This window comes from Spirosoma sp. SC4-14 (assembly GCF_037201965.1).
Taxonomy (GTDB): Bacteria; Bacteroidota; Bacteroidia; order Cytophagales; family Spirosomataceae; genus Spirosoma.
This window is the reverse complement of the sequence record NZ_CP147518.1, coordinates 2,890,840-2,915,908: the sequence shown is the minus strand read 5'-3', so window position 1 is coordinate 2,915,908 and position 25,069 is coordinate 2,890,840. Positions and strand designations below refer to the sequence as shown.

Below are 25,069 nucleotides of genomic sequence, written 5' to 3'. Positions count from 1 at the left end.
ATCCCTGCATCCGATAGTAGTTCATATCCTTCTACCAAAAGTTTCATTTGACCAAATTCCGTGACGACAACAGGGTTTAATAAGCAACTTCATCGGCATTGATCATTAGCGACCAATGGGTAGTGACTTTATCAACTCTTGAATCAACGTTGTTTTACCAATCTGACGAGGTCCGTATAAAATCACAATTTTGTTAGAGCTAACAAGTTGTTACTGAATTATCTCTGTTAGTATATGAGGGCTAATAGCCATGTAGCTTTTGAATTAATCTTATTTCAGCTAGTTAATTCGCCAAATTTGCGCTAGAAAAGCTGATTTACTTTTAGTTGATGTACATTTTAATTGATTAGCCAATAGTCCTATCACCCTTTCTTCCTTTTTTTTCTATGTTTGGCAAAATTTTAACTCCAAACCGCCCCCATTTCCTCCATGAGCAATTATCGTTTTAAAGCTCTTGAGATTGCCCAAAGTCGTCAGGCTATGGCAGTAACGGCGCCCACCGAGCGCGTTGGCGATTTTTTTGCCAGCAATACCTTTAATAATGAAGTAATGCGGGCACTTCTATCGCCCGAAGCCTATCTGAAAGTAACCGAAGCCATACAAACCAACGGCCAGATCGACCGTAACATCGCCGACGAGGTAGCCAGCGCCATGAAATCGTGGGCCACCTCCAAAGGGGCAACGCACTACACCCACTGGTTTCAGCCCCTAACGGGCGAAACGGCCGAAAAACACGATGCGTTCTTCGATATTACGATTGATGGAAAAGCCATTGAAAAATTTAAAGGAAGCGCGCTGGTACAACAGGAACCCGACGCATCGTCGTTTCCGCATGGTGGCCTTCGCAATACCTTCGAAGCACGCGGCTATACCGGCTGGGACCCATCCTCGCCCGCCTTTCTGATGGACAACGGTGCAGGGGGAAAAACACTCTGCATTCCTTCGGTTTTTATTTCCTATACGGGCGAAGCTCTGGACTACAAAACACCACTGCTGAAAGCACTGAATGCGCTCGACAAAGCAGCTACGGCCGTTTGTCAGTATTTCGACCGGAATATTACGAAGGTAACCCCTACCCTTGGTCCAGAACAGGAATATTTCGTTGTCGATCGGGCTCTGTTCTATGCGCGTCCTGATCTGGTGCTGGCTGGCCGAACCGTATTTGGCCATCAGCCAGCCCGTGGCCAGCAACTGGAAGACCATTACTTCGGCTCAATTCCACCGCGTATCAATGCGTTTATGGTCGATTTTGAGTTTGAAGCCATGAAGTTGGGAATGCCTGTCCGGACTCGCCATAATGAAGTAGCACCGGGCCAATTTGAGGTAGCCCCTACGTTTGAAGAGGTCAATCTGGCCATCGACCACAATGCCCTGCTCATGGACTTAATGGAAAAGGTGGCCGAAAAACATAACCTGAAGGTTCTTTTCCACGAAAAACCATTTGCGGGTATCAACGGGAGCGGCAAACACAACAACTGGTCGATGGGTACCAACACGGGGGTGAACCTGCTGGCGCCCAGCACAAAGCCTAAAGAAACCCTCCGATTCCTGACTTTTCTGGTCAATGTGATCAAGGCCGTTCACGACAATGCCAACCTGCTTCGGGCCAGTATCGCTTCGGCTGGTAATGAACACCGCCTGGGGGCTAATGAAGCGCCCCCAGCCATTATGTCGGTGTTTCTGGGCGAAACGCTAACCCAGGCCCTGACCGATCTGGAAACCAAGTCGGAAATTACGGTCAACAAAGGCGATAATGTATATTATAAGCTAGGGTTGAACCGGATTCCGAGTCTGATGCGCGACAATACGGACCGAAACCGTACCTCGCCGTTTGCCTTTACGGGCAATAAATTCGAATTCAGGGCGGTGGGTAGTGCAGCCAACTCGGCTTCGACCATGACAATCCTCAATGCAATTGTTGCCGACCAGTTGACTAAGTTCAAGACTGACCTCGACGCCCGACTGGCTAAAGGTGAAAAGAAAGAACTGGCTATTGTCGATATTCTGAAAGAATACTATGCCAACTCGAAACGGATTCTTTTCGAAGGAAACGGCTACTCAAACGAGTGGGTTGAAGAAGCGGCCCAGCGTGGCTTGTCCAACATTAAATCATCGCCTGAGGCATTGGGGGTCTTTGTGTTGCCCGAATCGTTGGCACTCTTCGACCGCACGGGTGTTATGAACCATGCCGAAGTAGAATCACGCTACGAAATTGAATTAGAGAAATATATTAAAACCGTTCAGATCGAGTCGCGGGTAATGGGCGATCTGGCCATGAATCACGTAGTATCAACAGCTCTTAAATACCAGAACAAACTAGCCGAAACCGCTCGCAATCTGGTTGAACTCGGCATGACGGCCGAAGCGGAACCAATCAAAGACATCTTACGCGAAATATCGACTCGGGTGATGGTGATCAAGAAAGGTGTTGAAACCATGATCGAATCGCGTAAGAAAGCGAACAACGTAGCCGACACCACCGAACGCGCTCGGCTGTATGCAACAGAGGTTAAAGATCATTTCCCCCTCATCCGTTATGAAGTCGACAAGCTCGAAGAAATTGTTGACGACGAAGACTGGCCCCTCATCAAATACCGCGAACTGCTGTTTGTGAAGTAATTGTTGGTCATTGATGCGTTCGTCCGCGATTGCATCAATGACCAACAGCCACTGCCGAATCCCATGTCGAGAAAACTCATTATTTTCTCGACATTTTTTTTAGATTTTTATGGGGCAAGACACAAGCGTATCAACCCATATCAATCCACTCATTATCAACAAATTAACTAATGATCAGCAACTAATTTTCCTCGCTAAATCCATATACCCAGGCATCGGCCAATCACTTTTTTTTCTACAAACTGTAATGTTTGTCTGTTTCAGGCGTCTTTGTCATTGAAATGGACTTACAAGCTTTCAAACAACGAATACTGCCTGTTCAGGGGCGTCTTTTTCGACTGGCTCAGTTGTTTCTACGCAACCGCGAAGAAGCAGAAGATGCCATGCAGGATGTGTTGTTGCGGCTATGGACCAATCGGCAGCAACTGGACTCGTACCATAGTGTAGAAGCATTGGCGGTGCAAATGACCAAAAATCTATGTCTGGACCGGTTAAAATCGCCCTTCCGTCAGCGAATGACCGACGACTCCAGCCTGGAAATAGCGCAGTCGGAAAGTGTTTCTCCCTACAGCCAGACCGAACTGAGCGATAGTGCCGGGTTGATCAGGCGCCTGATCGACACGCTGCCCGAACAGCAAAAGTTCATTCTTCACTTACGCGATGTTGAGGAATACTCCTTCGAGGAAATTGAAAAAGTAACGGGACTCAGCGTCAATAACATCCGGGTAATTTTGTCGCGGGCGCGCCAACGTTTGCGGGAGAGTTACGTAAAAGCAAATGATTATGAAGCAGGACATTGAAAAGCTGCTGGAGAAATATTATGATGGCGACACCACGCTGGCCGAAGAGAAGCAGTTGCGCCAGTTTTTTCAGCAGGAAACGATTCCAGAGCATCTGCTAAGCCATGCAGATCAGTTCCGTTACTTTGCCGACGCCAGAAATGAGCATCCGTCGGCAGGGTTCAACGCCCGGCTGGCCGAAAAGCTCAGTGCTTCGGAGCCGGGCCGGGTACGAAGTCTGACCTCATGGATCATGCGTATAGCAGCCAGCGTTACCCTTCTGTTTCTGGGCTTTGGTGCCGGGCGTCTTTACGACCAATGGCGGCAAAGTTCGCATCAGCTGGCGGCCAATGCACAGGACGAGGCTCCGATGCAGGCAATGAAGAAAGTGTTGTCGTTTTCTGAAATGCCCAAAACCTCGGCCAGCGAACGAATTCAGGCTGTTCAGCAAAGCTACGAACTCAATAAGGTGGACAACGACATTACGCAACTGCTGGTAAACACCCTGAATTTCGATGCTAATGTCAACGTTCGGCTAGCTGCCTGTGAGGCACTGGCTCGTTTTGAAAATGAACCGGGCGTCCGCGAAGCCCTAATCCAGTCGCTCAAGATACAAACCGATCCAAACGTTCAGCTAACACTTATCGACGTTTTAGTTGCCATTAAAGAGAAACGGGCAGCCGACGAGATGAAGCGGCTGGCCCACAATCAGGAAACACTGGACATCGTGCGCACCAAAGCCCAGGAAGGCTTGAACCAACTGATTGGAGAACACCGGTCGCCATCGTGAGATTCATCACTGGTTATCCGCCTTCGGCATCGTTAGTCTTTCGTTGTTATTCTACAACTAACTCATTACCAATGACTATTTACCAACTAGCACGTTTTTAACAAAAATAATATACCAATTCATGAAAAAGTTAATTATGCTGAGCCTCACCGCTCTGTGGTGCATGACCTATGCCCAGGCTCAGGAATACAAGACCAAACTGACCAATGCAAAAGATCGAAAAATTACGATACAACTCGCAGCGAGTGACCTTAAAATAGAGGGTCATAACAGCGATGACGTGATTATTCTGGCGACCTCTGGCTACGAAGCTCCTCCCGAACGGGCAAAAGGGCTAAAACCCATTTACTACACTGCCGTCGATAATTCGGGAATCGGATTGGCGGTAACGGCTGAAAACGGTGGATTAAAAATCGAGAAAGCTACCCGAAAAGGAATTAAATACACCATGCGCCTACCGCGTAAAGTGGCTATTCTGTTCGAGCAAACGAACTGGCAGGGCTCCGACCTATCGATCAGCAACATGGATGGCGACCTCGAAATAAAAACCAATAACGCCCGCATCGACCTCAACAACGTAACCGGGCCAGTAGTAGCTAACACAACTAGTGGAGAAATCAATGTTACCTTCTCCACGCTCAGTCAGGAAAAACCAACCGCCATCTCAACCATCAGTGGCGCTATTGACATCACCTTACCCGCTTCGGCCAAGGCCAATCTCCAACTCCAGTCGATTTCGGGCGAGATGTATACGGATTTCGATCTGGGCCTTAAAAACAGCAAAGACGGTTTGTCGAAAGTGGGTGGCGGTCACTCCATCGAAGGAACGACCAATGGCGGGGGAGTGCAAATGCAACTCAAAACCATCAGTAGCAACATCTATATCCGCAAACAAAAATAATTCCTCCTATCCTTCTCATGACCATGAAAAAGAGTCTATTCCTGCTTTTGCTGGGTTTACTGATCCGGCCTGCCATAGCGCAAAAAATAATTGACAAAGCCGTAGCAGTGGCACCGGGACAAACCGTTAATCTGAACCTGAAATTTGGCGATAGCATTCAGGTTCGCTACTGGGATAAACCGACCTTATCGGTACGAATAGCCGTTACCATCAATAGTGGTAAACTCAACGATGCGCTTCTGGTTACAACGGGTTCCAGCGGTGATGAAGTAAGTTTAAAAACCGACTTCGACAAAGAAATGCTGAAGCAGGGCAAAGCTGAAGACTGCCCCGGCAACAAACGGTCGACCTGGCGAACCGAGCACAACGGACAGGATTACTATGTGTGCAGCACGATCAACTATCAGGTATTCGTACCTCGGCAGGCAAAACTGAAAATCGAAACTATTAATGGAAATATCGACATTCAGGGAGCTTCAGGGGCCGTGTTTGCCAAAACCATAAGTGGGTTTGTAGATATGAGCTGGCCAAAGGCCAAAGGCGCTAATGTGGCTATGAAAACCATTACGGGCGAAGTATATTCTGACCTGGATATTGCCTTCAAGAACAAAAAACAAAAAGACCCGATTGTCGGCTACCTGCTGGAAGGAACAGTGAACGGGGGTGGCCCTGACGTTCGGCTCGAATCGATCAGCAACCATATTTATCTGCGAAAAAAAGACTGATTTTACGGTAGTATCAACCTAATGAGTGCGACAGGTTATCGGCCTGACTCCGACGAGGCTTAACGGCTAAACCTGCCCCACTCGTTAGGTTTAGGGTACCATTTAATGGATTTGCCGGATCAATCAAAAGCGTATAGCCGTGCATTTTATTGAGTAAACGGCTATAAGAAACGTGCAGACAACTTCTCCACAAACGGCCACGCTAAAAAGAAAAACCATTGACTATAAGGCATTTATCAAAACAACAACACAGTCAGCAAGTTATTTATCTGCTGTAATGTCACTAGTGATCGTTGTGGCTTTGCCGCTCTAAAAAAGCAGACGTTAGCTATACCTGAAAGATATACTTTTCTAACTACCCGGCGTTGTAAGAGAAATGCGATGACTTTATGCGTTTCTTCTACATCATTGGACTATCTACATTGTGGCTGGTAGCCCTTCTGAAACCAGACACAAGCCAGGCAACACACGTACGAGCCGGTGAAATTACAACCCGGCGACTGCCTGGTACCTCATTAACGTATCTGATCACCCTGACGGCCTACTACGACGAACAAAAAGGGCATGATGCGGCTGATGCTGCATCGAGCGTACCATTCTGTTTCGGCGATGGCACCTCCCTTGAAGTACAGCGAAGTGGGCGAGTCTATATTAACGGACGTACCTCCTCGGTCAACTCCTATACCGTCATTCACACCTATGTCGGGCCGGGTGCCTACACCATTGGCGCTACGATTGTAAACCGAAATGAAGGGACCATAAACCTACCGCCACCTGGTGGCTCCGATGACATTTCTTTTTATGTGTCGACAACAATTTTGATCAATGCGGCTCTTCAGGTAAACTCAACACCGGTCATGCTCAATCCTCCCCTCGATTCGGCCAGGGTTGGGCAAAAGTTCTGCCATAACCCGGCCGCCTTCGATGCCGATGGCGATAGCCTTGCCTACCGCCTGAGCAGACCGCAATTAGGCATTCCGAATAGCTGTCGGAGTCAGTTTATTCCGGTCTATCAGGACCCAACGCGCTATAGCACCAGCCGGGAGGATGGCAGCTCGCCCTCAACCTTTACCATCGATGCGAAAACCGGCGATCTCTGCTGGGATGCTCCAGGGCAAGTTGGCCAGTTCAACTTTGCCTTCATCATTGAAGAATGGCGAAATGGTGTCCTCATCGGCGAAATCACCCGCGACATGCAAATTATTGTCGTCGATCAGCCCAACAAACGACCCCTGATTGCCGGAACGGAACTCTGCGTCGAAGCCGGTACACTCATTCAGCAACCCATTCAGGCAACCGATCCTGATGGACAACCGGTTATCATTACGGCTTATGGCGGACCTTTCAACATAAATAGCGATGGCAAGCCGCTCCCGCCCGACCTTCAGATTGCGCCTGAATTTGCCCGGCTGATTAACGGCGGTGTGGCCCTGCCGCAACCAGCCACAGCAACCTTCTCCTGGCAAACCAACTGTAACCACGCCCGAAAAGAACCGTACGATATTACGCTAAAAGTAAATGATGTCCCACCCGGTCGAGGCACCGCATCGCTCGTCTCCTTTGCGACATTGCGCATTCGGGTCTATGCCCCTGCCGTTAAAAACCTGACTGCCAAACCCACCGCTACCGCGTCAGGAAGAGCCATCCAGCTCAACTGGAATCCCTACTCCTGCGGCCAAATCACCTCTTCGGGAGGACTGCCCGATACTACCAAACTCATCATCTACCGAAAGGAAGGTTGTACGACCTACAACCCCGATGTCTGCACCACCGGACTGCCGGCTTCGCTGGGGTATCAGAAAATTGCCGAGCTGCCTTATACCGCTACGGCCTACATCGACACCTCCGCCCTCAAACGGGGCATCAGCTACTCCTACCGAATCGTAGCCCGCAATCCCGGTATCGGCGATAACGGTGGACTCAGCGTGGCCTCCACCGAAGCCTGTCTCGAACTGCCCCTGCTGGCACCCGTCATGACTCAGGTCACCGTCGACTCCACCCACACCCAGCGCGGACAGATCACCGTTCGCTGGACCAGACCCCTGGGGCTCCAACCCGGCGAGCTGGGGGCTCCTTATCAGTACCGGCTCCAGCGGGCTAGCGGCCTCAATGGCTCCAGCTTCTCCCCCATTGCCACCATCAACACCTCCATCCAGCCCGGACTGGCCGACACCGTCTATGTCGATCGGGGAAGCCCTACAGCGGCTCTCAACACCACCGACTCGGCCTATCGCTACCGGGTGGAGTTCTACTACACCAACGCCAATGGCCAGCTCACCCGCCTGGATGTGACCGATCCGGCATCGAGTGTGCGGCTGGCGGCCAATCCGGCCCAGCGGAGCATCACCCTCAGCTGGCAGGCCAACACCCCCTGGAGCAACGACAACCAGCGTCACGATGTCTACCGCAGCCGCTCGGGGCCAGGGGGACCTTTCAACAAGATTGCTGAGGTGTCGGTGCAGGGCGCCCCCACTTACACCTTCACCGATACGGGCACCGACAGCTTTGTGGCCGATGGCAACACGAGTCGGAGCTTGTCGGCCGACAGCAGTTATTGTTACCGGGTGATGACCCGTGGCCAGTATGCCGACAGCAAGCTGGCCAGTCTGGGGGTGTTGCTCAACTACAGCCAGCTCATTTGTGCCACGCCCACCGACACGACCCGTCCCTGTGCGCCGATGCTGGGTCTGGACAGTCTGGACTGTGCCAGCCTGAGCAATGAGAGCCTGTGTGGTCAGAGTAGTTTCACCAACAAGCTGCGCTGGCGGCTGACGACGAGTGCCGATTGTGATCCTAATGTGGTGAGTTACAAGGTCTACTATGGGCGTTATGAGCAGGACAAGCCTTCGGAGCTGGTGAGTATCCCGGCGCCGACGCTGAGTTTCGATCATGTGAATCTGACGACGGTGTCGGGTTGTTATTTTGTGACGGCGGTGAGTCGTTCTGGAGTCGAGAGTTTACCCTCCAACAGGGTTTGCAATGACGCGTGTCCGTTGTTAGTGCTGCCGAATGTGTTCACCCCGAATGGGGATGGGAAGAACGATTTGTTCGAGCCCTTGAAGTGTCCCCGTTTTGTGGAGAGTGTAGCGTTGGTGGTTTACAACCGGTATGGCAGCAAGGTGTATGAGGGGAGCAGCGCGCGTTTGTCGTGGAATGGCAAGTCGAGTGATGGGAGTGATTTGCCGAGTGGTTTATACTACTATCAGGTGAGTGTTGGGTATTCGCTGCTGGACCGCGATGCTCCGGCTCAGGTGCTAAAGGGCTGGGTACAGATCCTCCGCGAAGGCGTGAGTATGCGTTGATTTGAGTAAAACGAACAATTAGTAGCGGATATAGTTTTCCAATAGTAACATAATTCACCTCAAACCACTTGTACATTATGTCATCGTTGACAGACCGAATCGCCAGTTTTTTCAGCGGGAACGACTCCAATACCGACGAGGGATTACGCGATTTATTCATTACGGAGGTAAAAGGCATTTATTATGCTGAAAAGCAGATAGTCGATGCGCTGGGCGATCAAGCCCAAGCCAGCACAACGAATGAAGTGAAAGCGGCTTTTCTACAACATCAGGATGAAAGTAAACGTCATGTTGAGCGTCTGGAAGAGCTATTTCGAATACTCGATATTCAAACCGAGGAACGGCCGTCTGATGCTGTCGATGGCCTGATCAGTGAAGCGCGTTTTGTCATTTCCGACACCGAAGCAGAATCCTTAACCCGTGATGCTGCGCTTATCATTGCGGCTCAAAAGATTGAGCATTATGAAATCGCCGTTTATGGTTCTCTTTTAACCCTGGCCGACGTGCTGGGTTTTAGTCAATCGGCAGAGCTATTGGCCCAGACGCTGGAAGAAGAAAAATCAACCGATCATAAACTTACGGCTCTGGCCAAAGCGTTTGTCAATGTTCGCTCAAAAGAGGAAGAAGACAACCATCCCGGTAGCCATCATGCTAGTCGGCACCATACCCACGGGACCGGCTCCGACGTGACCCTGGGCGGTCCGCTGGGAGTTTAACAATCATTTGCCATTGATGTACGTATACTCAATGGCAAAAAAATAGCGACATCAGTTCCTGCGCACTATAGTGTTGGCGAACCTGATGTCGCTATTTTTTTAGGTATTACGAGCCATTCATGTAAACATCCTACGTTTCTTTTTACTTTTTCCATAGTTTAGCCCTATAGTCAGGAATCGTATAAAGCATTTAACATCGTGTTAGCACTCACCATCACTTTCAGCAGAAAACTGGCACTCCTTTGTAGCCTTATTCTTTGTATTGAAGCGCTACAGGCACAGTCACTATACATGCCCCGCAACATAAAACAGGCCTATCAGAAAGGCACACGATCGATGGATGGTAAACCAGGCAAACACTACTGGCAGAACGTTGCCCGCTACAATCTGACGGTTACCGCTACGCCACCCAACCGAACAGTTCGTGGCACCGAAGAAATTACGTATATCAACAACAGCCCCGATACGCTACGACTGCTTGTTTTCAAGCTTTTTCTGAACAGCCATAAGCCAGGAGCGATTCGGCAAACGCCTGCTTCACAAGAATACCTGACCTCGGGGGTTCACATCGACAAATACACCGAAAACAGCACCCCTAAAACCTGGCAGGATGCGGGTAGCCTGACCACCAAACGTGTAGCCTTAACCAAACCACTTTTACCCCGCGATTCGGTAAAGCTCGCTATTGACTGGCATTTCGATGTTTCGCAGGAAAGTAATCGCGAGGGCGCTCTCGATTCGACAACATTCTTCCTGGCTTATTTCTACCCCCGTATTGCGGTTTATGACGATTATAATGGCTGGGATCGCACCGATTTTACGGAAGCCCAGGAGTTTTATAATGACTTCAACGATTATACGCTAACCGTAAATGTCCCGAAAAACTACCTGGTCTGGTCAACTGGCGAGCTGCTAAACGCCAGCGATGTTCTCCAGCCTACTTTTGTTCAGCGCTTGCAGGAATCCATGCAAACGGACGCGCTCATCCATGTAGCCACGCTCGACGATGTTACCGCAGGTGGTGTGACTCAACAACAGGATATGAATTCGTGGAAATGGAAAGCAATCAATGTACCCGATGTTGCACTCTGCATTAGCGATCATTATGTGTGGGATGCATCCAGCGTAGTTGTCGACAAAGCTACCAGTCGCCGGGCCAGTGTGCAGGCCGCCTTTCTGGACAATGCCCGCGATTTTCATCAAATGGTTGGTTTTGGCCAGCACGCACTCGACTGGTTTTCCAACAACTGGCCGGGCGTGCCCTACCCTTACTCAAAAACAACCATCGTACAGGGTTTTGCCGATATGGAATATCCCATGATGGTGAACGATGCGACTACGCAGGATCTTAACTTTTCGCGCTTTGTGGCCGAGCACGAAATTGCACACACGTGGTTTCCCTTCTATATGGGTATCAACGAAACCCGCTATGGCTTTATGGACGAAGGCTGGGCCACTGCGCTGGAATACCTGATCAGCCAGGCCGATCTGGGGAACGAAACCGCCACCCGCAATTTTCAACAGTTCAGGGTATCATTCTGGAGCAAAGATCCATCGGCCGAAGAAGACATTCCCATCATTACGCCTGCCAACATACTAAGCGGTGCGGCTTTAGGAAACAACGAATACGGTAAAGCAGCCATCGGTTATTTAGCCCTGAAAGAACTGCTGGGCGACGCCGTGTTCCGAAAATCGCTGCATGAGTTTATGGAACGCTGGCACGGCAAGCATCCTACGCCCTGGGATATGTTTTATAGTTTTAGCAGTGCATCGGGGCAGGACCTGAACTGGTTCTGGAACAACTGGTTCTTCAGCAATAATTACATCGACTTTGCCATTAAACAGGTTTCCATAGCCTCAACAAAATGCACTGTCAGCATTCAGAATATCGGTGGTTATGTGGCTCCGATGGATGTGGTACTTACGTTTGACGATGGCACCAGAGAAACATTCCATCAAACACCTGCGCTCTGGAAAACCAACCAACAGCAAGCCACCGTAACGCTCCCTGTTCATAAAAAACTACAGACAGTAACGCTCGAAGGCGGTATTTTTATGGATGCCGACCCCAGTAATAACACCTGGAAAACGAAATAGAATGTTGTGTATTGGCCAATAGTCATTGGCCAATACATTATTGCTTTGTTGCAGTAAAATCGACGGTTAAACCACTAACGGAATAACCGCTGACCGTGATTACACCCGACGCATAGGTTCCAAACTTTGTTGTTCCTGTATATAGATCAATGGCACTAGCAGTCTGCTTCAAATCGACAGTTTGGTTCTGCGAAAAATTGGCATTCACTCCCGAGCTATTCACCGTGTAGGTAACGGAAAAATTTACCTGATCCAGCGCCGATCCATTGCGGGTTGCTACTGCCGTTCCACTGGTAACCCCTGTAATCGGGATTGGGCTTGAGCCCGTAACGTTTATCGACGACAACCCATATGTGCCTATTACACTAGCCGCCAAATCGGGCTGAGCTTCGGTTTCCGATTTTTTACAACTGGCAAGGATTCCTAAAAAACCAAGCATTAAAAGAGGTAAAAGCAAACGAACTTGTTTATGCATGAGCTTAACTTTGGGTAATTTCCACTGCAAAATAAAGCAATTTTAACTCCTGTTGCAGAGGGTTTTGAATCGCTATGTGGCCTGATTAATTCCGCAATTCCAACCGAAAAACAGTTTCTCCCATATTCGATACAGCACAATTGGCCAGCTCGTTATTTATCGAGTCTGCGTCAGGCACTTACGAATCTCTTAATTATCTTCTGGACAGATACAGAAAAACAAAAGAATTTGACCCACTTGACGTTAGCGAACTTTCGTTTGTACAAATCCAAGAATAAGGAACAATATCACCCGAGAATATGTCTGCTAAATAATACCTCTTCACTGAGTTCATGACTCGCCAACGCCACTTTATTATTATTCTGATTCTGGGCTTGCTCACAACCGTAAGCCCGTTTTCTATTGACATGTATTTGCCGGGTTTCCCGGCTATTGCCAATGATCTTCACACGTCCATAGCACAGGTTCAGTTGTCGCTGACGGCCTATCTGATTGGTATTGCGGTAGGACAACTACTCTATGGCCCTATGCTGGACCGGTTTGGCCGCAAAAAGCCGCTCTATGTAGGACTTGGCATTTATTTGCTGGCGTCTATCGGTTGTGCGCTAACTACCTCTATTGAGATGCTGATTCTGATGCGGCTCCTTCAGGCACTGGGTGGCTGTGTTGGTCTGGTAGCAGCTCAGGCACTGGTACGCGACCTGTTTCCGGTGAGCCAGATTGCACAGGTATTTTCGCTATTGACGCTTGTGCTGGCGGTTTCGCCAATGATTGCCCCAACAGTGGGCGGTTATGCCACAGTGGCCCTGGGCTGGCATTCTATTTTCGTGATTCTGGCCATTATTACCAGCCTTATTCTTATTGGGGTTTACTATGCCCTACCTAGTGGTAAAGCCCCCGACTCGTCGCTGTCGCTTCGGCCCAAAGCGGTGTTGGGCAATTTTTTCACAGTATTGAAGCAGCCACAGTTTTTAACCTATTCGCTGGTGAGTGGTATCGCAACGGCTGCTCCATTTGCCTACATTTCAGGCTCACCCGATGTGTTCATGAACATCTATAAGGTGAGCGAACAGCAATATGGCTGGATTTTCTCATGTCTGGCCATTGCCATTATTGCCCCTTCGCAATTTAACCGATTCCTGCTGAAGCGGTTTAGCAGCGAGCAGATTATCTATACAACATTACTCTACCAGTCGACGGTTGGGCTAATTATGGTATTCGGCACCTGGGCAGGCTGGTTTGGACTGTATGGCCTGATGGGTATGCTCTTTCTGTTTCTGGGCGGGCAAGGGCTAACAGCCCCGAACTCAACCGCGCTGTCGCTTTCGCCCTTCGTTCGGCACGCGGGTAGTGCTTCTGCCCTGATGGGGAGTTTCCGAATGGCTTCGGGGGCGGTAGTGTCGGGGGCGGTCAGTGTGCTTCACAATCATACGGCTATGCCAATGGTAGGCGTTATGACTTCCTGTTCGGTTCTGGGACTTGTGATTCTGTTGGTTGGACAACGGATTATCGACTACCGTAGCAAACGCGCTCAATTTAATACGGTATCGGAAGTTGCCCTGTAAGACTGATTCGATGGGTTCGAAAAATTCATTACTTTTCCGAATAACCTTCGTTTGCCATGCCCGACAATGCTGAAAGCGTAAACTCGTCTGACAGCCCGTTCGACTACCGTCTGGAGTCCCTTACGATACCCGATCTCACAGACAGCGTTCTGGCCAGGCATAGTTTGGGCTGGATGTCCGACGCGACCGAATTGTCGGCTATTCAGCCACTGGTTATTTCTGTCGATCAGGGCTCGTTTACCAGTGCATCGCGCCTGACGTATTTCCCTACCGTTACCGTAGTACAGGATGGGCAATCGCTTCGGCTATCCTGCTTGTGCGGAGGTGGGGGTGGGCGCTTGTGCAACCATGAGGTACAGGTTTTGGCGAGTATCGTCAGGCGTCGGGAACTTCGCCTGTTTTTTGACCGGCAGTTGCGTCGAGATGCCATAATTCCTGTCGCCAAAGAATATGGTCTGGAAACAGAACCAGATCTGGATGCCTACTTCCAAGTCATCTATGAGAACAAGACCGTTTGTATCCGCCCTAGCCGGACCGACCTGTTATCAATCACTCCGGCAAGTAATGAATCGCTTCAGGCTCAGCTAATTCCTCAGCGACTAAGGCGGCTCCCGGTAGTAAATGAACCCGTTACGCGTCAAAAAAAGATCGTTGTTTTTGCGAAACATCGGTACTACGATCCGTTTTGTCTGGAATTATTCGAGGCCGCAACCGCCCGCGATGGTAAACCCAAAAACCCATTAACGCCGATTCAGCCTCTGAATCTGACTGCGGGAACGGCTCGTCTGGACGAGTTGAAATTTTATTCGGCCCTTGCCAAATTTCAAAATCACCACCGAACAAAACAGGAAGATACCGACCTCGAAACCTTACGAATCATTGTCAGCAATCCGTTGCGGTTTTCTTTCTTTTACCATTCCAGTGCGATTTCTGAAAATATAACCACCCATTCGCTGATTCCGGTTGTGGTGCAGGCCCTCAACGCAACGCTTACGCTGTCGGTGAGCCAAACCGGCAGTTTTTATACGCTGAGTGGCACCCTGCTACTCGACGGAGTACGGTATGCCCTGCATACGCTTGTACTCAAATATGACTATTTCGTTCTGCTCAACGACAAACTGTATTTAATCGATACTCCCGATAAGGTACGGTTGATTCAGTTTTTTTGCGCCAGGGGCTCCTCAATTCTGGTTCACCAATCGAAATACAACGAATTTCGGCAGGCCGTTCTGACCAACCTAGAAAACAGAATCCCAATTGATTATGCCTACCTGAAACCTGCCACACCAGAACAGCTAACCGAATCCGGGTTCAATCAGGAGCGGGAATGCATCCTCTATCTGACCGATACCGAACAGTATATACTGATTACACCCGTCATGAAATACGGCACTGTTGAAGTCCCGGTTTTATCGAAACGGCAGATTTACTCGGTCGATAGCCAGGGTAAACCATTTTTGGTAGCCCGCGACGATGCAGCCGAAATCCAGTTTACGATGGCGATTATTAATCAGCATCCCGACTTTGCTGACCAGCTCGATCTTAGCGAGTTCTATTTGCACAAAAAACATTTTCTGGACCCCCACTGGTTTCTAGATGCTTTTGATGATTGGCAGCGTCAGAATATTCGTATTCTCGGCTTTAACAAACTCCGAAACAACAGGCTGAATCCGCATAAAGCCAAGGTTTCGGTAGTTGTCAATAGCGGCCTCGACTGGTTTGAAACGTCAGTGGGCTTATCGTACGGAAAACAAAAAGTTAGCCTGAAACACCTGCACCGGGCACTTAAAAACAAAAGCCGGTTTGTAACCCTGGATGATGGAACGCAAGGCGTATTACCTACCGAATGGCTCGACCGATTTGCCGCTTTTTTTCAGGCGGGCGACATTGTCGACGAGCATATCCGAACGCCCAAAATTAACTTTTCGAGTATTACCGAACTCTACGACAACGAGCAATTAGCTCCCGATCTGCGTAAACAACTGGCTGAACTAAAGAACACATTCGCCAACTTCCGGTCTATTCAGCCCGTTGCCATACCCAAAGAGCTGCACGCATCGCTCCGCGACTATCAGAAAGAAGGGCTAAACTGGCTGAATTTCCTCGACGATATGGGGTTTGGCGGCTGTTTGGCCGACGATATGGGACTCGGCAAGACCCTCCAGATCATTGCGTTTTTACTTCTGCTGCGGACCAAACGAGAATCCGCTACGCACCTGATTGTAGTGCCAACGTCGCTCTTGTTCAACTGGCAGGCCGAACTAATCAAATTTGCGCCCAGTCTGAAGTTTCATGTACGGTATGGCACTACCCGAAAGCTCCGTAAAGATGAATTCGGGCAATTCGATCTTATTCTCACTTCCTACGGTACACTTTTATCCGACATTCATTTCCTAAAAAGCTACCCATTCAATTACATTATTCTCGATGAATCGCAGGCCATAAAAAACCCCGAATCGCAACGTTATCAGGCCGTTCGAAGGTTGCAGGCCTACAATCGAATCGTACTGACGGGTACACCCATCGAAAACCACACCTTCGATCTCTACGGGCAGCTTTCGTTTGCCTGTCCGGGTTTGCTGGGTAGTTATACCCATTTCAAGGGCCATTATTCAACGCCAATTGACAAATTCGACGATCGGCAACGCGCCCGCCAGCTTCAGAAAAAAATTGACCCCTTTATTTTACGCCGAACCAAAGCACAGGTTGCCCGTGAGCTTCCCGAAAAAACGGAAATGATCATTCACTGCGAAATGGGGCCTGAACAACGAAGCGTCTACGACGCCTATGAACGAGAATTCCGCAACTTTCTGCTATCGACTCAGGAAGGCGACATACCCCGCGTGCGTTTACATGTGTTGCAGGGACTGACCAAGCTGCGGCAAATTTGCAATTCGCCCGCGCTCCTCAATGATAACGAGTTCTACGGTGATTCGTCGGCCAAAATTGATAGGCTGATCGAACAGATCGAAACAAAATCGCCACAGCACAAAATCCTGGTTTTTTCGCAATTCGTTAGCATGCTCGATCTGATTCGGGCCGAACTTGATTCCCGGCAGATTGGTTTTGAGTACCTCACCGGCCAAACCAGCAACCGCGCTGCCTGTGTCAGTCGTTTCCAGTCGGACAGTAACGTTCGGGTTTTCCTGATTAGCCTGAAAGCAGGCGGCATCGGCCTCAATCTGACTCAGGCCGACTATGTCTACATTGTTGATCCATGGTGGAACCCGGCCGTTGAAAATCAGGCTATTGACCGAAGCTATCGGATTGGGCAAACGAAAAATGTGGTGGCCATTCGACTAATCTGTCCCAACACAATTGAAGAAAAGATTATGGAACTCCAGGAATCGAAAAAAGAGCTGGCCAACAACCTGATCAAAACCGATGAATCGACGCTTAAATCACTGACCAGAGCCGATTTATTGGCGCTGCTGGGCCCATAAAACCGACTTAGGTCAAGCATAGACCTGAGAGCTGCCGTTCTGATCGAAAATTCCCGACCGAAGCCAGTAAACAAAACAGCCGTAGCGGGTAACTAAACCGCTACGGCTCACGCATAAGTTCATTGGTTTTAAACAGCACCAGACTCCGCCACGGGTTGTTCCTGCTCAATAGCGGCCGGGTCCATGTACATAATTGACCAGTTATGGCCGTCCAGATCTTCGTAATCGCGGCTATACATAAAACCCTGATCATCGGTGCCATTGACTGTAGTAGCACCGGCAGCAATGGCTTTGTCGACCAGTTCATCTACCGCTTCCCGGCTATCGGCCGACAGGCAGAGCACAGTTTGGGTGACTTTGGTAGTATCGGCAATTTCTTTCTTAATAAACGATTGAAAGAAGGGTTTAACCAACAGCATTGCATAAATATCCTCACTGATAATCATACAGGTTGCTTTCTCATCGGTAAACTGCGGATTGAACCGATAGCCTAGTTTGGTGAAGAATTCGACCGATCTGTTGAGGTCACTGACGGGCAGATTAACAAAGATTTTAGTTGCCATATGTATTTGTCATTACGATTTACATAGCAAAAATACCACCCATCGGCCAGACGACAGGGGTGTGTTTGCGGCATTGTAGCGGTGCATTTGCGGCAGCGTTTCAGGGTCTGTTCAGGGCTATCGACACACTTTTTTGGGCAACGGTTCATGATCACTTTTCAATCTGATTATCTTCGCAAAACCTATCGTTCTATTGATGAAAAACCTCTCCATTCTGCTTCTTATATTTTTAGTCAACTGGCTCTATAGCTGCCAGACTCCCCTTAAAGATCAACTGTGTCAGGCCTGGCAACTGGATGGCTTTGATGTTAGCCCCGACTATGAGCAAACGCTTGCTCAGGAGAGTTCGGAAACCCAACGAAAACGGTTCCGATCTTTCATGCGTACGTATATGAAAGAAATGGTTATCCGGTTTTACCCTAATGGCGATTATACCCAATTAAGTAACAACCGCTATACAACAGGGCGATGGTCGTTCGATGAAGCCAGTTCGTTGCTGACAATTACAGAAAATGAAGGCAAGCTTAGGTTCAGGGTCGAACCCAATAATGCAACTTCGTTAAAGCTTTTTATTAGCAACAGTAAGGATGTGGGGCATGAACAAATGTCATTTTCGCTGAAGCAGGATACAGAATATCAGCACGATGCCATTGATTTACTAGCCAGAGAGCGCAATAAATGGCGCCAAAAACCAACTCATCCCGAATCGGCAACCGAGCTAAAAAATCGTCTGATCGATCAGTTAGCATACATTATAGATTATTTCGAGCTGACTCTAAAAAAGAAACAGGGCTACTTCAATACGAGCTATTTAGACGCCCCGTTCCGCTTTTATCAGAATGGAGTCGGCTTGTATAATGAATCTGAACTGCCCACAAACTGGAAAAACTGCTATTTTAATGAAGCTGATGCCTTAAAAGCTCATGCCATGCTCATCAGCGCATTTAAAAGCGGCCTCGTCTATCCTGCCAAAACGGAAACCTTCACGGAAGGATATGCCAAATTTCTCAGGCAGGTTAAGGTTTATCTTATTGCAGAAAATAATGAAACTACGGATACTAGTCAATAACAGCGGATTTGTCGGCGTTGTCGGTTCCACCATTGGTCTATGTCGGCAAAAAGCTACGCCTAACTCTGGCTCAAGATTCATGTAAAGGGTAAGCAAACAACTATGGGAAAGCGGAACTGGTAGCAAAACCGGTTCCGCTTTCCCATAGTTGTTTGGCCCACTTAAATTCTGACGCTTGTGCCATCGAAAAGAGGGATATTCATCGAGAAATTTTCGCCGTATTGAAGTTTCTGTTCTTCCAAAATACCAAGCGCTACCTGTTCGCCCAATCGTAATGATTCAATCTGGTCTGACCAATAGTGGACTCCCGCCCAATCGCGTCCGAATGCAATGTTAGCTGCCAGCTTATTCAGCTCATTTTCGACGGTCAGTTTTCCTTTAAACGGCAGGTCTTCGGTCAGTTCTTTACCACCATTGGTAGGCACATAAGCAAACGGCAATACATACCCTTCATCAAAAAAAGCTTTCAGAATTGTAACGCAGGCTCCGGCAACCGTAGCATGACCCGACCCGTAGGAAGGGTGCATAGGCGATCCTTCAACAAAAGCCATCGGAAGCAGAAATGAATCTTTACCCGCAAAGCCATCGCTATCGCGATCGGGCAATGCGTTCTGGCTGGCGTTATGAATCCTGACCGCATCCCAGACTTTTTTAGCATTGGCCGGAACGTTGCCTTTAAATACGTCAGTTGCTTTTTTCATACTATCCAGATTGGTGGTGTGCCCAGTTCCATAGCGATGAATCCAGCCCCCGACCACTTCGGGGCGCACACGCCGATGAACGTTGTATTTCTGATACCGGACCGCCTTGAGGGCACGAGTGGCCACTTCCGACACCAAATTCAGGATATGGGGTGGTCCAAACTGCGCGAATCCGGTCTGTTTGTCGACACTGTCGGGCAATCGAAATGGCAGACCCGGATCAAACGGCGCATCGATACCTAACAAAATAAGACAAGCATTGAAATAGGCCTGATGTAGTGCATCGTAGTGAACCCAGGTACACAAATCGCGGGGTGTCCAGATAAACCGATAGCCGTCATCCGTATTATCATACGTTTCCAGTTTACGCAAATCGGCTCCGTTCTGCACATCGAGCCACTGTTTCCAGTTTGTTATGTAATCGACATCGGGAGTAGCCACCCGAACACGCTGGTCGGCCGTAATTGCTCCATAGGCGATCTTCCCTTCCTCTTTCGTAAACAGGCCCGGTTTGCCCAGGGCGTCGTTTCCTACATACAGAAACTGTGAAATATAATGGCCAAAGTCATCGCCTTTTACATTACCCCGGAAAATATCTTTACTGGTATAGGGCACTGCTCCGTAGCTCATCCGGGTTAGATCGGTGGGATCTTTGAAGTACCCCCGTTTGCGAAGCATCTGATAGGGCTGCAGACCATATACAGTCTGCTGGTTAAACCAGGGGAGCGAATTCAGATCGGCCAATGCATCGGCTATTTTGGGGCTCGTGTCAAAATCCGTAAACGGAACATCCCGACAGAGTGCCATCCAGTACAGCTCCAGCATTTCGGCAATCAGTTCTTCGCTGTCCAGCCCGGGCGCGGGCGGAATAGTTAACGACTGTGCATCGGGGCCTTCCAGATCATAGGTCAGGCCTGCTCCCATACTTTCCCAGCCCCGAACTTTTGCCTTTGCTTTTTTAGCGATTTCAGATCGCCAGTTTGTGTTCTTATTCAGATTCAGCACCCGAATCGATTCGAGATCGCCCACATCGCAGGCCCGAATAAACAGCTGATAATCGTCGTCTTCGGGCTTCACCATAAAGCCATCGGCAGTATGTTCGAAGCCTTTCGTAAAAGCAGCCATGTAGGATGGATAACTTTTTCCATCACCACCAATGATGCGGTAACGGTTCTCTTCGCCATTCGAGCGCTGATAAGGGTGTGGACGGTTGTAGGCGACATCGGCTGCCTCATAGCGAAGCAGATGCGCCGAGATTCTACGGTTTTTCATATAATCCGGAAAATGGGTGGATTTCAGTTCATCCCCTTAGTCGGCATCTATCCCGGAATCTGTAACACATCGCCCCAAAAATTTTCCAATCCCCGGTTACTCACACATTTCACCATCCAAGCGAAAATACCGAACAGCCACGGGCATAGCAGCGGTAGAATCGACAAACCCTTTCAGGGCAAAAATGCCCACGTACTTTGGTTTAATGCTAAATTCGTAGGTAGCCACTTCTTTAAACGAAAAGTTGTCGACCGGACTCGCTGAATACAAAAACCGAAACTTCTGGCCTTGTTTTTCAATTCGAAAGGCAAAATTTTTAAGGTTATTGGCCGCCAGCCGACGGTCGTTGGCAGTCTCTAACTGAAACAATGGTTTGTGGGCAATTTCCTCCAGATTGGTATACCCTTTTCCATACGATGCAACTGCCTGTATCAGTATTTCGCCGGGCCTGACATATCCGCCGAAAAAATCGTTGTATGCCAGCGATATCCGAATACTCCTGCCCGCAAACGTAGTATCTTCCAGCAACACCAGCCCGGCCTGCTGCCAGTTGGCAACAGGTACAAAATCAGTAAAATGTACTTCGGCACGAAAACAGTCGTTCCGGATCGGTTGCAGCAACAGGTTCTGTATTTGGGGTTCTTCGCCGGTTTTGTGCCAGTTATCTCCTTTTAATGTAAACAGTGTCAAACGGTTAGGAGTCTGGCCGCGTCGATTCCAGAACACAGCATTCGGGCTATGCAAGACCCATCCTTTCTGGCTCAGGTACGACGTATCAGTCGAATGAAAATCATCGGTCATTTGCTGCAACTCCGGCTTTCGTAGCAGCCATAAACAGCTAACGGCGGCTAAAATGAGTCCTCCCATCAACCAGCCAGACCAAATCGGTTTGCGGGGCTTCGCGACGGATACCATCGATTGGGCCGAGTGTTTTAGCGATTCCCGATACCGAAACCAGTACGGAAAATACTCTTCGTTCTTCTTGCGCTCGGCTTCGGTCGTAACTGGTGCTTTCAGAACATACCGCGCCAGCGTATCGAGTGTGGCAACAGATGGATTTTCCTGTCGGCCCGAAGTGGGGTTTCGCAGGAAAGCCGCGTAGTTTTTAATACTCCGCCACCCAATTACTAAGCCGGTGGCTTCTTCGATTTCGTTGCTCAGATGTTTGCTTTCCGATTCGGACAAGGGTTCACTCAGCGAGTGTCCAAAACACGTTTCAAGTACATCTGCAAATAAAGCGGTAAACGCCCGACGGTCTAACTCATCCATACTGTCAATGGCATTAATCAATCCCTGAAGCCGGTTTACTACCGAAATATTGGCGGTTGAAGCATCCTACGACTCCGGAAACGTGATTTCTGTAACGTTTCCGCCCAAATTCCGGCCCTTCTTAGCCAGCAGATGAAGCTTTGTTGAAACGTTTGTCGTCGATCGATCCTTCTTATGAAAACGCTATTGCTGCTTGTTTCCGTCTTCTTTAGCCCCTTGGTTCGGGCGCAACAACTTCAGTTTCATTACGATTTCAGGCATTCTATTGACCCTACCCAGAATCGAAGAAATTATGCTACCCTTGTGTTTGAGTATTTCAAATCGAACGACTCAACCGGATCGTTTTTGCTGAAAATGCAGACCGACTTTTCGGGCGAAAATAACAATATCGGCCAGCTCTTTCTACAGGTTTCCAAAAATCTACGCTATTGGCGCCCCCCGCTCTATCTGTCGTTAACCTATAGTGGCGGGTTGGGCGTTGCCCCTCCCGCCTATGGCTACTACTTAACTAATTCATTTGGAATAGGCGTTGCTTATCCCTTTCAATGGAAAGGGGCCTGGTTCAGCACGAGTCTGGTTTATCGATACAACGCCTTTCCGAAGGCAAGCCATGATCCGCAGCTTACGTTCTATTTCGGGAAGGGGTTTTTCCAATATAAGCTGATGATAGCCGGGAGCCTGGTTGGCTGGAGCGAAAACCGAAACCAGGGTACAGATTATACGGCAGGACAACAAGGAAAAAAAATTGCTTTTTTTGGCGATCCTCAACTCTGGCTCAAGATTGGAAAAAGTGTTTCGTTGGGTTCGCGTATCAACCTCTATTACCACACCCTAACCAGCGAAAACCGCATACAGGTTTACCCAACTCTGGCGCTAAAAACCCAGTTCTGACTTTTCTGAACAGGCTCCAGACTCACGCATAAAAAACCTTTACGACTATGCTGCCTAGCACCAGAACAAAAAAAAGGAATAACATACCCACAATATAGACCGTACCAATGCCAGGTCCTTGCTGACTGTAGGCACTCAGGGCTTTATCCATGGCCAGATGTGCGCCAATGACCGAAGCGATCCAGATGCGTAGCATTAGCCAGTTGCGCTCAACCCCCGGCACAAACCAGAATGCAAAGGTCAACAATCCGGCCAGCGCAATCCAGAGATGAAAATCCTCCAGAATACCATCGATCGATTTGGAGGGTGGCACATTGGCCTGAGCCAGCATAACCGATGCCAATACCAGCAAAGCCCAGAATAACTCCGGGCCAATGAGAATATGAAGAAGTCGCGACATGGAATCAGCCTTTTAGTGCTTTCACTAACGAACCAATCAGGGAGGGGTAGCCAATCAGCGAAAAAATGATCCCGAACCCACCAAACACAGCGGGCAGCAGCCAGCTATCTGCACCTTCGAGGGTTACATCCTGCTGAGGTTTGTCGGGCATATACCAGAGCTTAACCGTATCGCCAACCTGAAAACTGGCCGGGGTCGTGTAGGTCTGTGAGTAGTAGGTAATGGGTGTGCCATCGACCGTTCTGAACTGCACAATGGGTGCCTGTGCCGTGGTGGTTCGGCCTCGTTTATCACGACTATAATACGTATCGATCACAATTCCCTGCGTTTCGATACCCGTCTGAACAATTCGCTGAGTGGATTTCCAGCTTATATAGGCGGCTACCGTAAAAACAGTACCTACCAGGGCAAACAACCCGAAAAACAACAGGCTGCCATCTACGTTGAATCTCATGTTACGATGTTCGTTCGTTTTGTAGTGACTGGAACAAACCTACTTTGTAGGCCACTGATTCACAGCAACCTACAAACTGGTTAGTAGCAACAAACCTACTATTTTTACGAGATTCTCAGGATGAGATTTTGTGTATACGGTATTGCTTCTACGTCATTGGTCAATAGTCATTCGTTCTTACTGATGCCTATTGACCAACAACCATTGGGCTTAAAAATCGGTATTGGGCTGTTTGAGATCCAGCGGTTTAATCCAGATGTTTCGATACAGCACATCGTGTCCTTCAGCCTGTAACTTTATACCACCGGGCGTATCGGAAATGCCTTTGCCGCCATCGTTTCCACCGTCGATACCCGAATTAGGGCCACCCCAAACCTGATTGATGGGCTGGTTGGTATGTGCCTTTTTGCCATTGAGATAAAGTGTTACCATGGCCGGTTCAGTCCGTTTGCCGTCTTTGAAACGAGCCGCCCGAAATTCAATATCGTATGCATTCCATTTGCCAATACCCGTATACAGGTGGTAGGGCGATGGCGACTCGTTGATTACGGCCCCCAGCCCATGTGAGGTGGTATCACCATCAAAAATCTGGATTTCGTAGCGATTTTGCAGATAAACACCGCTATTGCCACCCGCTTTACTGACAAAAAACTCCACATGCAGCCGAAAATCGCGGAAAGTTTCTTTCGTTACAATATCGGCAGCGCCATATTTTCCACCGATGGCCGCCGGGTCATTGCTGTTCAGAACCGTTCCGGTGCCTGCCGGATCTTTTTCGATCTGCCATTTGATGGGCAATGTAGCCGATAAACGCGGTCCTTGCCAGTACGTCCATTTTTCGTCGAGCATCTTTCGCGACCCGTCAAACAACACTTCGGCTCCTGTTATTGGTTTAGCCCCTACTCCTATCTGGGCCTGAGCGCCAGTAGTTGATGCCAGTCCAATTATTGATAGTAAAGTAGCGGCTTTTATACCCGAAATTTGGTAAAAGAAATTCATCAGACTTCATGAGTTATAGATCGAACCAATTTACGTAGT

The 25,069-nt window shown here is 48.9% G+C and carries 20 protein-coding genes; 12 read left to right on the top strand and 8 right to left on the bottom strand.

Annotation, left to right across the window (positions count from 1 at the left end; all coding sequences use genetic code 11):
* Positions 1-429 precede the first annotated feature (429 nt).
* The 5 genes from WBJ53_RS11750 (at position 430) to WBJ53_RS11730 (ending at position 5,814) form a co-directional block, all read left to right on the top strand.
* A complete protein-coding gene (locus tag WBJ53_RS11750; RefSeq protein WP_338876311.1) occupies positions 430-2,619 on the top strand; it encodes a glutamine synthetase III in 2,190 nt (729 codons plus the stop codon).
* Between the two features lie 281 nt (positions 2,620-2,900).
* Complete coding sequence (locus WBJ53_RS11745) at positions 2,901-3,419, top strand: sigma-70 family RNA polymerase sigma factor (protein WP_338876310.1); 519 nt, start codon at positions 2,901-2,903, stop codon at positions 3,417-3,419.
* Complete coding sequence (locus WBJ53_RS11740; protein WP_338876309.1) at positions 3,403-4,188, top strand: HEAT repeat domain-containing protein; 786 nt, start codon at positions 3,403-3,405, stop codon at positions 4,186-4,188. Before WBJ53_RS11745 ends, WBJ53_RS11740 begins: the two co-directional genes overlap by 17 nt.
* Positions 4,189-4,309: 121 nt before the next feature.
* Positions 4,310-5,089, top strand: a complete 780-nt coding sequence (locus WBJ53_RS11735) for a DUF4097 family beta strand repeat-containing protein (RefSeq protein ID WP_338876308.1) — start codon at positions 4,310-4,312, stop codon at positions 5,087-5,089.
* A gap of 23 nt (positions 5,090-5,112) precedes the next feature.
* Positions 5,113-5,814 carry a hypothetical protein gene (locus WBJ53_RS11730; RefSeq protein WP_338876307.1) on the top strand — a complete coding sequence of 234 codons (702 nt, stop codon included), beginning with the start codon at positions 5,113-5,115 and terminating at the stop codon, positions 5,812-5,814.
* Between the two features lie 13 nt (positions 5,815-5,827).
* On the opposite strand, the gene WBJ53_RS11725 is transcribed toward WBJ53_RS11730, so the two are convergent.
* The gene (locus tag WBJ53_RS11725) at positions 5,828-5,959 is read right to left on the bottom strand and encodes a hypothetical protein (RefSeq protein WP_338876306.1); all 132 of its coding nucleotides are present in this window, start codon (positions 5,957-5,959) and stop codon (positions 5,828-5,830) included.
* Positions 5,960-6,203: 244 nt separating this feature from the next.
* On the opposite strand from WBJ53_RS11725, the gene WBJ53_RS11720 reads away from it, so the two are divergent.
* The 3 genes from WBJ53_RS11720 to WBJ53_RS11710 all read left to right on the top strand — a co-directional run bounded on the left by WBJ53_RS11720 (position 6,204) and on the right by WBJ53_RS11710 (position 11,929).
* Positions 6,204-9,116, top strand: a complete 2,913-nt coding sequence (locus tag WBJ53_RS11720) for a gliding motility-associated C-terminal domain-containing protein (protein WP_338876305.1) — start codon at positions 6,204-6,206, stop codon at positions 9,114-9,116.
* A 77-nt stretch (positions 9,117-9,193) separates the two neighbouring features.
* Positions 9,194-9,832: a ferritin-like domain-containing protein gene (locus WBJ53_RS11715; protein ID WP_338876304.1), complete on the top strand. Its 639-nt coding sequence runs from the start codon at positions 9,194-9,196 to the stop codon at positions 9,830-9,832.
* A gap of 198 nt (positions 9,833-10,030) precedes the next feature.
* Positions 10,031-11,929, top strand: coding sequence for a M1 family metallopeptidase (locus WBJ53_RS11710; protein ID WP_338876303.1), 1,899 nt, complete (start codon positions 10,031-10,033; stop codon positions 11,927-11,929).
* Between the two features lie 37 nt (positions 11,930-11,966).
* Here the strand turns inward: WBJ53_RS11710 and WBJ53_RS11705 are convergent, their stop codons facing one another.
* Positions 11,967-12,404, bottom strand: a complete 438-nt coding sequence (locus tag WBJ53_RS11705; RefSeq protein ID WP_338876302.1) for a hypothetical protein — start codon at positions 12,402-12,404, stop codon at positions 11,967-11,969.
* A 332-nt stretch (positions 12,405-12,736) separates the two neighbouring features.
* On the opposite strand from WBJ53_RS11705, the gene WBJ53_RS11700 reads away from it, so the two are divergent.
* Complete coding sequence (locus WBJ53_RS11700) at positions 12,737-13,969, top strand: multidrug effflux MFS transporter (RefSeq protein ID WP_338876301.1); 1,233 nt, start codon at positions 12,737-12,739, stop codon at positions 13,967-13,969.
* Between the two features lie 56 nt (positions 13,970-14,025).
* Positions 14,026-17,412: an SNF2-related protein gene (locus WBJ53_RS11695; protein ID WP_338876300.1), complete on the top strand. Its 3,387-nt coding sequence runs from the start codon at positions 14,026-14,028 to the stop codon at positions 17,410-17,412.
* A gap of 128 nt (positions 17,413-17,540) precedes the next feature.
* Here WBJ53_RS11695 and WBJ53_RS11690 read toward each other — a convergent pair whose 3' ends face one another.
* A complete protein-coding gene (locus WBJ53_RS11690; RefSeq protein WP_338876299.1) occupies positions 17,541-17,975 on the bottom strand; it encodes a VOC family protein in 435 nt (144 codons plus the stop codon).
* Positions 17,976-18,171: 196 nt separating this feature from the next.
* Here WBJ53_RS11690 and WBJ53_RS11685 point away from each other — a divergent pair, with 196 nt between their 5' ends.
* A complete protein-coding gene (locus WBJ53_RS11685) occupies positions 18,172-19,044 on the top strand; it encodes a hypothetical protein (protein ID WP_338876298.1) in 873 nt (290 codons plus the stop codon).
* Between the two features lie 161 nt (positions 19,045-19,205).
* Here the strand turns inward: WBJ53_RS11685 and WBJ53_RS11680 are convergent, their stop codons facing one another.
* Together WBJ53_RS11680 and WBJ53_RS11675 are read right to left on the bottom strand one after the other, a co-directional pair.
* Positions 19,206-21,017, bottom strand: a complete 1,812-nt coding sequence (locus WBJ53_RS11680; protein WP_338876297.1) for a vanadium-dependent haloperoxidase — start codon at positions 21,015-21,017, stop codon at positions 19,206-19,208.
* Between the two features lie 96 nt (positions 21,018-21,113).
* Positions 21,114-22,286, bottom strand: coding sequence for a hypothetical protein (locus tag WBJ53_RS11675; RefSeq protein WP_338876296.1), 1,173 nt, complete (start codon positions 22,284-22,286; stop codon positions 21,114-21,116).
* A 174-nt stretch (positions 22,287-22,460) separates the two neighbouring features.
* On the opposite strand from WBJ53_RS11675, the gene WBJ53_RS11670 reads away from it, so the two are divergent.
* Positions 22,461-23,177 (top strand): DUF5020 family protein, encoded by a 717-nt coding sequence (locus WBJ53_RS11670; protein WP_338876295.1) that lies wholly within the window; start codon positions 22,461-22,463, stop codon positions 23,175-23,177.
* A 22-nt stretch (positions 23,178-23,199) separates the two neighbouring features.
* Here the strand turns inward: WBJ53_RS11670 and WBJ53_RS11665 are convergent, their stop codons facing one another.
* The 3 genes from WBJ53_RS11665 to WBJ53_RS11655 all read right to left on the bottom strand — a co-directional run bounded on the left by WBJ53_RS11665 (position 23,200) and on the right by WBJ53_RS11655 (position 25,030).
* Complete coding sequence (locus tag WBJ53_RS11665; protein WP_338876294.1) at positions 23,200-23,577, bottom strand: hypothetical protein; 378 nt, start codon at positions 23,575-23,577, stop codon at positions 23,200-23,202.
* 4 nt (positions 23,578-23,581) lie between these two features.
* Positions 23,582-24,031, bottom strand: coding sequence for a DUF3592 domain-containing protein (locus WBJ53_RS11660; protein ID WP_338876293.1), 450 nt, complete (start codon positions 24,029-24,031; stop codon positions 23,582-23,584).
* 210 nt (positions 24,032-24,241) lie between these two features.
* Positions 24,242-25,030 carry a DUF1080 domain-containing protein gene (locus tag WBJ53_RS11655; RefSeq protein WP_338876292.1) on the bottom strand — a complete coding sequence of 263 codons (789 nt, stop codon included), beginning with the start codon at positions 25,028-25,030 and terminating at the stop codon, positions 24,242-24,244.
* Positions 25,031-25,069: the final 39 nt, after the last annotated feature.